General features: G+C 64.4%; 8 protein-coding genes and 1 pseudogene. 3 read left to right on the top strand and 6 right to left on the bottom strand.

All coding sequences use genetic code 11. The features are described from left to right. The 3 genes from WBV89_RS19240 to WBV89_RS19230 all read left to right on the top strand — a co-directional run. Window positions 1-808, top strand: an 808-nt coding sequence (locus WBV89_RS19240) for a hypothetical protein (RefSeq protein ID WP_423982941.1), incomplete at its 5' end; no start/stop codon positions are given. Between the two features lie 99 nt (window positions 809-907). Further along, complete coding sequence (locus WBV89_RS19235; RefSeq protein ID WP_423982940.1) at window positions 908-1444, top strand: cupin domain-containing protein; 537 nt, start codon at window positions 908-910, stop codon at window positions 1442-1444. Window positions 1445-1845: 401 nt separating this feature from the next. Beyond that, a complete protein-coding gene (locus tag WBV89_RS19230; RefSeq protein ID WP_423982939.1) occupies window positions 1846-2691 on the top strand; it encodes a hypothetical protein in 846 nt (281 codons plus the stop codon). Between the two features lie 398 nt (window positions 2692-3089). Here WBV89_RS19230 and dnaB read toward each other — a convergent pair whose 3' ends face one another. The 6 genes and pseudogenes from dnaB to WBV89_RS19200 form a co-directional block, all read right to left on the bottom strand. Beyond that, entirely contained in the window at window positions 3090-4490 is a 1401-nt protein-coding gene (gene dnaB / locus WBV89_RS19225; protein ID WP_423982938.1) for a replicative DNA helicase, read from the bottom strand. Between the two features lie 216 nt (window positions 4491-4706). Further along, window positions 4707-5153, bottom strand: a complete 447-nt coding sequence (gene rplI / locus WBV89_RS19220) for a 50S ribosomal protein L9 (protein WP_423982937.1) — start codon at window positions 5151-5153, stop codon at window positions 4707-4709. Between the two features lie 188 nt (window positions 5154-5341). Beyond that, window positions 5342-5596, bottom strand: a pseudogene (gene rpsR, locus WBV89_RS19215) (30S ribosomal protein S18); the annotation flags it as partial. Between the two features lie 98 nt (window positions 5597-5694). Further along, window positions 5695-6138: a single-stranded DNA-binding protein gene (locus tag WBV89_RS19210; protein ID WP_423982936.1), complete on the bottom strand. Its 444-nt coding sequence runs from the start codon at window positions 6136-6138 to the stop codon at window positions 5695-5697. A gap of 41 nt (window positions 6139-6179) precedes the next feature. Continuing rightward, complete coding sequence (gene rpsF / locus WBV89_RS19205; RefSeq protein ID WP_423982935.1) at window positions 6180-6512, bottom strand: 30S ribosomal protein S6; 333 nt, start codon at window positions 6510-6512, stop codon at window positions 6180-6182. Window positions 6513-6775: 263 nt separating this feature from the next. Beyond that, the coding region (locus WBV89_RS19200) for a hypothetical protein (RefSeq protein ID WP_423982934.1) at window positions 6776-6955 on the bottom strand (180 nt) is incomplete at its 5' end.

Raw genomic sequence — 6955 nt, 5'->3', positions numbered from 1 at the left:
GCCCGACGCCGCCGAGGCCGGCGACCCGGGGCCCACGACTGAGACGCCGCAGGCACAGGACGACACGATCACCGGCGACGGATTGCACGAATTGCACGGATACTGGCTGAACACTGACGGCGGTTTGGGGATGTTTGTCGACTTTCGAACGGACGGCACATTCACGCTTGGCGACTCGGGACGACTCCGCAGCGGAGCGTTCACCGACGGCACCTTCGAAGCCCCCGACGACACGACGGTCAGCTTCCAGACGGCTGACGACGCGTTGGAGTGTCCGGGTGTAACGATGACATGGACGGACGTCGTCAGCGACCAAGGCGTCATGACGGTCGATGTATCAGTGGACGATTGCCGCGTCCCCGATGCGACCCAATGGGAATGGACACGTGTCTCTCCGGCCTCGACAGCCAGCCTGGAGCTGGAGGCGGGCGACCTCGATGTCGAACCCGTGCCGGTGATCGAGAGCTTGGAGATCAACGGACTCTGGCTCCGGGTCGGAACGGGTGATGTACTCGCGCTCGATCCGGCGGGCACGTATTTGTTGACCCCTGACGGGAATTCGCTCGAACCGCTCGACTCGGGCACATATCGCACTGGCTTCGCAGGAGTCGTGACGTTCACCAGCGACGGCTCCGGCGAATGCGCAGCCGGTGAGGAGTGGACCTGGCGGGGGGTAACCACGGCGAAGGATCTCCTGCGCGAGAACCAGGCCCGTGGCTTCTCCATGCGCGCTGACTCGACCGAGCTGTGCGGGGGGTCGGCCGAGACGGGCGACTCCTGGAGATTGATGGCGACTGAGAAGACCTGAACCGACTCGCAGAGCGCACCGCATCCGCACGACCAATCATCCAAACCGAGGACCCTGAAACCCAACCAGCACCACCTAGCCACAGGGGAGTACCCAGCAATGACAAAGCTCACCAAACGATCGGCTCTGGCGACCATCGCCGCCTTCGCCGGATTCGGAATCATCACGGTCGGAGCGACCGGCGAGGCATCGGACAACCAAGGCACCGAACCACCGCCCCCGATCGCCATCGAGGTGCTGTCCCGACACGCCGCTTTCCCGGACGACGTCTCGGTACAGGTGAAGCGCAAGCTCCCCGGGCAGGGCGCCGACGTACTGAATCTCAAGGACGCAGGACACGTCGTGACTGCGAGGCTCGTGATCCAGCCGGGTGCGCAGTTCCCATGGCACACCCACCCCGGCCCAGTGATCGTCTCGGTCGTCGAGGGCGACCTGGTGTACCAGCAGGCTTCCGACTGCGTCGAGCGCACCTACAGGCCCCAGCAGGCGTTCCTGGACCCGGGTACGAAGATCCACACCGCGTGGAACCCGGGTGGGGAGGGAGAAGAGACGGTGCTCGTGGCAACGTTCTTCGGTGTGCCGGAGGGTGGGGCTCCGACGCTGCCTGACCCGGATCAGTCCAACCGCTGCGACTGAGCAGACGAGCCCGGGGTGCCCGCTACCAACCTCCCCGGGCTCAGCGTTGTGCAGGGTCGGAGCGGAAAGCGACCGTCACGGCGGCGCCGCTCTGCACGCCCACCCGCTCGAACACCTTGTCCAGTGCTTGCACAGGAAGACACGAATCGGCTGACAGGAGTATCCGCAATGACACGACCCAACAAGGAGACATCATGAAAAAGCTGATCCTCGAAGAGCTTCAAACACGGGCGGGTTCGAGGGGTCAACGCACCACGGACCATCGACGCTACGGGCCGTCGGCCCAACGCGCGATATCGGGCGTCATCGTGGTCGGCTTGGTGCTTGTCACCGCAGCGTGTTCGTCAAGTGGCACGACCACGTCGACAGAGTCCAGCGATCCCACCATCGTCGAGACAACGGTGCCCCGCGACGACGATGCACCGGCCCCTTCAACCGCTGCGAGCACGACTCTGGCGTCGAGCACGGCGACAGCGGCAGGTGTGCTGGATGGAATCTGGTGGAAGCCGCTCGACCCCGACGTACTCTACGATCTTCCGATCACATACCAGCTCGGCCCGGGGGACCTGTTCGTGCTGGACGGCCATGCCCAGCTCACCGCCCCTGTCTTTCGGGGTCGCTACAGCTTCGCCGACGATGTGGTGACCTACTTCGACAACGAGATCGCTGACGGCCCGTGCCCTGCTGGCGACCAAACCCGGTTGGCGATCGTCATCGTCGATGATGGCGAGATCGGCACCGGGGTACTCGAGGCGGGCGAATGCAGCGCCGAGGATGGCACGCAGGCGTCGATGATCCGGCTGTCGCCAGCGTCCACTGCAGGAGCGGCCATCACGCCCCCCGACGGCGAGTTCGACGACACCCTGGAATTCACATCCCAGCTGAAGGGAATCTGGCTCCACGAGGCAACAGGTGAGGTCATCTATTTCCACCCGGATAGCACCTATGCGCGCAGCGACATCGGTGACGTCGTGGCCAATCCCGACGACCGCGGGACCTTCGCGCTCGCGACACCCGACGCTGCCGCCGAGAGCGACGGCGACCTGGCGCACGTGGTGATGACAAGCGACGGTACGAGCAAGTGTGCCGCCGGCTCAACCCTGACCTGGGGCACGGTCGAATGGAATCAAGTGCCCCCGGCACAAGACCCACCACTCGGACCAATCGGCGCAATCAACACCATCGCTGACGACGCCTGCGGAATGTCGTCGGGCAACCAGACCTGGATCCACATCTCAGGGACATGACTCAGGCCCGATCCGGATCAACCGGCGCATTGCGGGAGGTCAGACCGCTACGAGGGCGATGCACAACTACCGCCTGTCGTGCCCAAAATCATCGCATCGACAACACCGGCGACCGCTACATCAACGCGCCCCGACACCCCTCCCACAGCCGCATCGGCCAGGTCGCAGAATGGACCAGACAAACCACTTGACATCCCTACGAGCTTCAAACCTGAGCACCGCACTCCGCACATATCACCAGGTCGCATCCCCTCTGCGTCACCGCAGGCAACTTGTCACTCGCGGCGGTCGTCTGTCGCTCTACGTCGACGAGTGGGACAATTTGCGGTCACTTGGGACAACTTGTCGTCACGGTGGGACAGGTATAGCGATCGGAACAAGTTTTTCGGCGCTCATCACTACATCGTTCGGGCCGCGTTGTCGAAGCGGGTGTACTGGCCGAGGAAGACCAGTCGCTTGGTGCCGATCGGACCCGAGCGGTGCTTCGACACGATCACCTCGGCCGAGCCCTTGTCGGGTGATTCCGGGTTGTAGACCTCGTCGCGGTAGAGGAACATCACGACGTCAGCATCCTGCTCGAGCGATCCGGATTCACGCAGGTCGGCAAGCATCGGGCGCTTGTCGGAGCGCGCCTCCAGGTTTCGGCTGAGCTGCGAGAGGGCGACGATCGGGACCTCGAGTTCACGGGCCAGCACCTTCAGGTTTCGGCTGATCTCGGAGACCTCGAGTTGGCGGTTCTCGGACTGGCCGCTGCCGCTCATCAGCTGCAGATAGTCGATCAAGATCAGCGAGATTCCGCCGTGCTGGGCTTTGATCCGTCGGGCTTTCGCCCGGATCTCCATCACGGTGACCTGCGGGTTGTCGTCGAGGTAGAGCGGCACCTCGAGGCGTCCGACGGCGAGGCCGATCTTGGACCAGTCGGACTCGGTCAGCTTGCCGGTGCGCAGCTTGGTCGAGTCGACCTTCGCCTCGCTCGACAAGATGCGCTGGGTGAGCTCGGCGTGGCCCATTTCGAGCGAGAACACGAGGACGGGCTTCTCTTCGTGCTTCGCGATGTGTGTCGCCATGCCCAACCCGAACGCCGTCTTTCCCATCGCCGGGCGAGCTCCGACGATGTTCAACGTGCTCGGTTGCAGACCCGACAACAGGTCGTCGAGATCGTCGTATCCGGTCGCCGCACCGGTGATCGTGTCACCGCGTTCGAAGTTCTCCTCGAGCTGGTCCATCGCCAGGTTGAGCAGGTCCTGGATCGGTCGAGTCGAGTCGACGACGCGATCCTCGGCGACCTCGAACATCTTCGACTCCGCCATGTCGACGGCCTTGGTCACGTCATCGGGTTCACCGAACGCGATGTCGGTGATCTCGCCGGCGGTGTGGATCAGGCGGCGCAACAGCGCCGTGTCCATCACGATCTTGGCGTAGTGCTCCGCGCCGGACACCGATGGGGTCACGTTCTGGAGTTCGCTCAGGTGCTCGATGCCACCGATCTCGTCGAGGACACCGTGACGACGCAACTCGTCGGCGACGGTGACCACATCCACGGGCCCCGACGTCGAGTACAACGCCCTGATGGCGTCGAACACGTGCTGGTTCGCCGGGTTGTAGAAATCCCGCGGCTTGAGGCCGGCCTCACCCACGGCGCCGATCGCGTCACGCGACAGCAACAGCGCACCGAGCACCGACTCCTCCGCCTGGAGGTTGTGCGGTGGGACGCGACCCACTCCCCCGCTGGGACGCCGAATCGGCGTCACGCGAGCGGGGCCGCCGTCATCGATCGGGAAGTTGTTGTCTCCAGCCATGAAGGCCCCATTCTGCGTGCTGAGCGTTGTGGACAACCAGTCCCGACAGCCTGGGAACCGACTGTTGATCGGCTGTGGACAACTCCAAGTTCCTGTGGACCTGAGCCCAGGTGAACGTGGTCGAAAATGACACAGGGCGCGCCCCGTCCGAAGACAGGACACGCCCCGTGGCCGTGCGGTGCATGACGATCGGCGAAGCGACAGCCATGCGGGTCATCACTCGGCGGCGACGACCTCGATGGTGATCGGGAACGACACGTCGCGGTGCAGCGATGCGGTGGCGGTGTGCGACCCGACGGTCTTGACACCCTCGATCTCGATTTCCTTCTTGTCGATCTCGATCCCGGTCTGCTCCTTGACCGCCTCGGCCACCTCGGCAGCGTGGATCGAACCGAAGAGCTTGCCCTCGGGGCTCGCCTTCGCGGTGATCGTGATCGTCTTCGGCACGAGCGAGCTCGCGACGGCCGTGGCGGACTCGCGGGACTCGTGGTCACGCGCATCGCGCGAGGCGCGCATCTTGGCCGCCTGATCGATGGCGCCGGGCGATGCCTTGATGGCATGGCCCTTCGGGAACAGGAAGTTCCGGGCATGACCGTCGGCGACATCGACGATGTCACCACGGAGGCCCAGACCAACCACGTCGGAACGGAGAATCACCTGCATGATCAGTCCTCCCCGTTCGTGTCGGTCGAGTCGTCGGCGACGACCTCGACGGACGTATCGTCGGCGCCCTCGACCGAGGTGTCGTTCTCGGCTGCCTCGTTGGTCTCGTTGTTCGAGGAGTCGCGATCGGAACGACGATCGTCGCCGCGCTCGCCACGACGTCCACCCGTACGGGTCGATGCAACGCGGGTCGCGTACGGCAGCAATGCCATCTCGCGGGCGATCTTGATCGCGTTGGCGACCTCACGCTGCTGCTGCAGATCGTTGCCCGCCACGCGGCGGTTCTTGATCTTTGCGCGGTCGCTCATGAAACGGCTGAGCAGGTCGACGTCCTTGTAGTCGACGTACTCCACCTTCTCGATGATGAGAACGCTGGTCTTCTTCTTGAATTTGCGAGGGTTCGCGTCCCGGGCGGACCGGGCCTTGTTCTTCTTGGATGCCATGTGGCTGGGTTCCTTACTGGAAAGTTCTGGTCATTTCGAGGGGAGGCCGACCGACACGAACGTGCTGACGGCTCTCGACATGGACGTGAGCTGGGTGCTCAGAACGGCTCTTCGTCGCCGTACACCGGATCGGGTGCAGACGCTGCGCCGCCACCACCACCGCCGCCACCCGAAGGTGCGGAGTCGCGGCTGATGCGCTCGACCTGAGCCTGGGCCCAGCGAAGGCTGGGTCCGAGATCGTCGGCGATCACCTCGGTGATGTTGACCTTCTGGCCCTCTTTGTTGTCGTACGAGCGCTGCTCGAGTCGACCGGTGACCATGCAGCGCGAGCCCTTGGTGAGCGACGCCGCAGCGTTCTCACCGAGATCTGCCCACGCGACGATGTTGAAGAACGAAACGGCCTCTTGCCATTCGCCGTTCGACTGCCAGCGGCGGTTGACCGCGAGACCGAAACTCGCCACTCCACGGCCCCCCGTGGTGTAACGCAACTCGGGATCCCGCGTGAGGTTCCCGACGAGGGTGACGGTGTTGTCCATTGCCATGTGATTTTCCCCTTTGCTTGGTGGTGGTCAGCGACGGCCGATCAGGCCGTGGTGACCGCCATGCCGCGGCGCTCGGCCTCGGCCTCCGGAAGTCGGATGAGCTTGTGGCGGACCACATCGTCCGCGAGTCGGAGTGACCGCTCGAGTTCGTCGAGCGCACCAGGCGCCGCAACGATCTCGGCGACGAGGTAGTAGCCGGACGACTTCTTGTCGATCGGGTAGGCGAACTGACGCTTGCCCCACCAATCGATCTTGCCGTGCAGCTCGCCACCTGCGGCAGAGACGCCGTCGGTGACCGACTTCATCCAGCCTTGTGCTTTGGGGTCGTCGACGTCTCCGTCGATGATGACCATCATTTCGTATCCACGTGTCATACGTGTGTGTTCTCCCTTCGGATACCGACCTGCCGGGCGACCCCGGCAAGTAGCAGCCCCATGTGGGGCAGGGCCAATATGGACCGCGCCACGCTATCGGACGCGATGTGATCGCGTGCCGGCCCCGGAGGGGACGAGAGCAGCGAGGTCGAGGACATGGGTGGATCATGCGCACAGGGGTGCGTCAGAGTTCGCGATTCGTCGTTCTCGGACGAGCATCCTGCGTCGCGACCCGCCCCAGCCGTGCGGGAACCGTCGGGACCTCAGTCGGCGAGCGGGCAATCGGGGGACTCGGTTGCGGCGAGCAGCTCGAGCTGCGCTCCGGGACCGATTCCGATCGCGTCGAGTTCGCCCTGGAACATCTCGATCGCTGCGGTGTACTCGCCCGTTGCGGCGTACCGCGCGCAGGCCGACGGGTCGCCGTCGACGCACGGTTCCATGTC

The sequence above is a fragment of the Ilumatobacter sp. genome (genome assembly GCF_049588435.1).
Lineage (GTDB): Bacteria > Actinomycetota > Acidimicrobiia > Acidimicrobiales > Ilumatobacteraceae > Ilumatobacter_A.
This window is presented reverse-complemented; position numbering and strand designations above follow the sequence as displayed.

Bases quoted from the DNA above. Each gene is read 5' to 3' on its own strand.
- WBV89_RS19235 (WP_423982940.1), top strand. From the start codon at position 908: ATGACAAAGCTCACCAAACGATCGGCTCTGGCGACCATCGCCGCCTTC.
- rpsF (WP_423982935.1), bottom strand. From the start codon at position 6,512: ATGACACGTGGATACGAAATGATGGTCATCATCGACGGAGACGTCGAC.
- WBV89_RS19210 (WP_423982936.1), bottom strand. From the start codon at position 6,138: ATGGCAATGGACAACACCGTCACCCTCGTCGGGAACCTCACGCGGGAT.
- dnaB (WP_423982938.1), bottom strand. From the start codon at position 4,490: ATGGCTGGAGACAACAACTTCCCGATCGATGACGGCGGCCCCGCTCGC.
- rplI (WP_423982937.1), bottom strand. From the start codon at position 5,153: ATGCAGGTGATTCTCCGTTCCGACGTGGTTGGTCTGGGCCTCCGTGGT.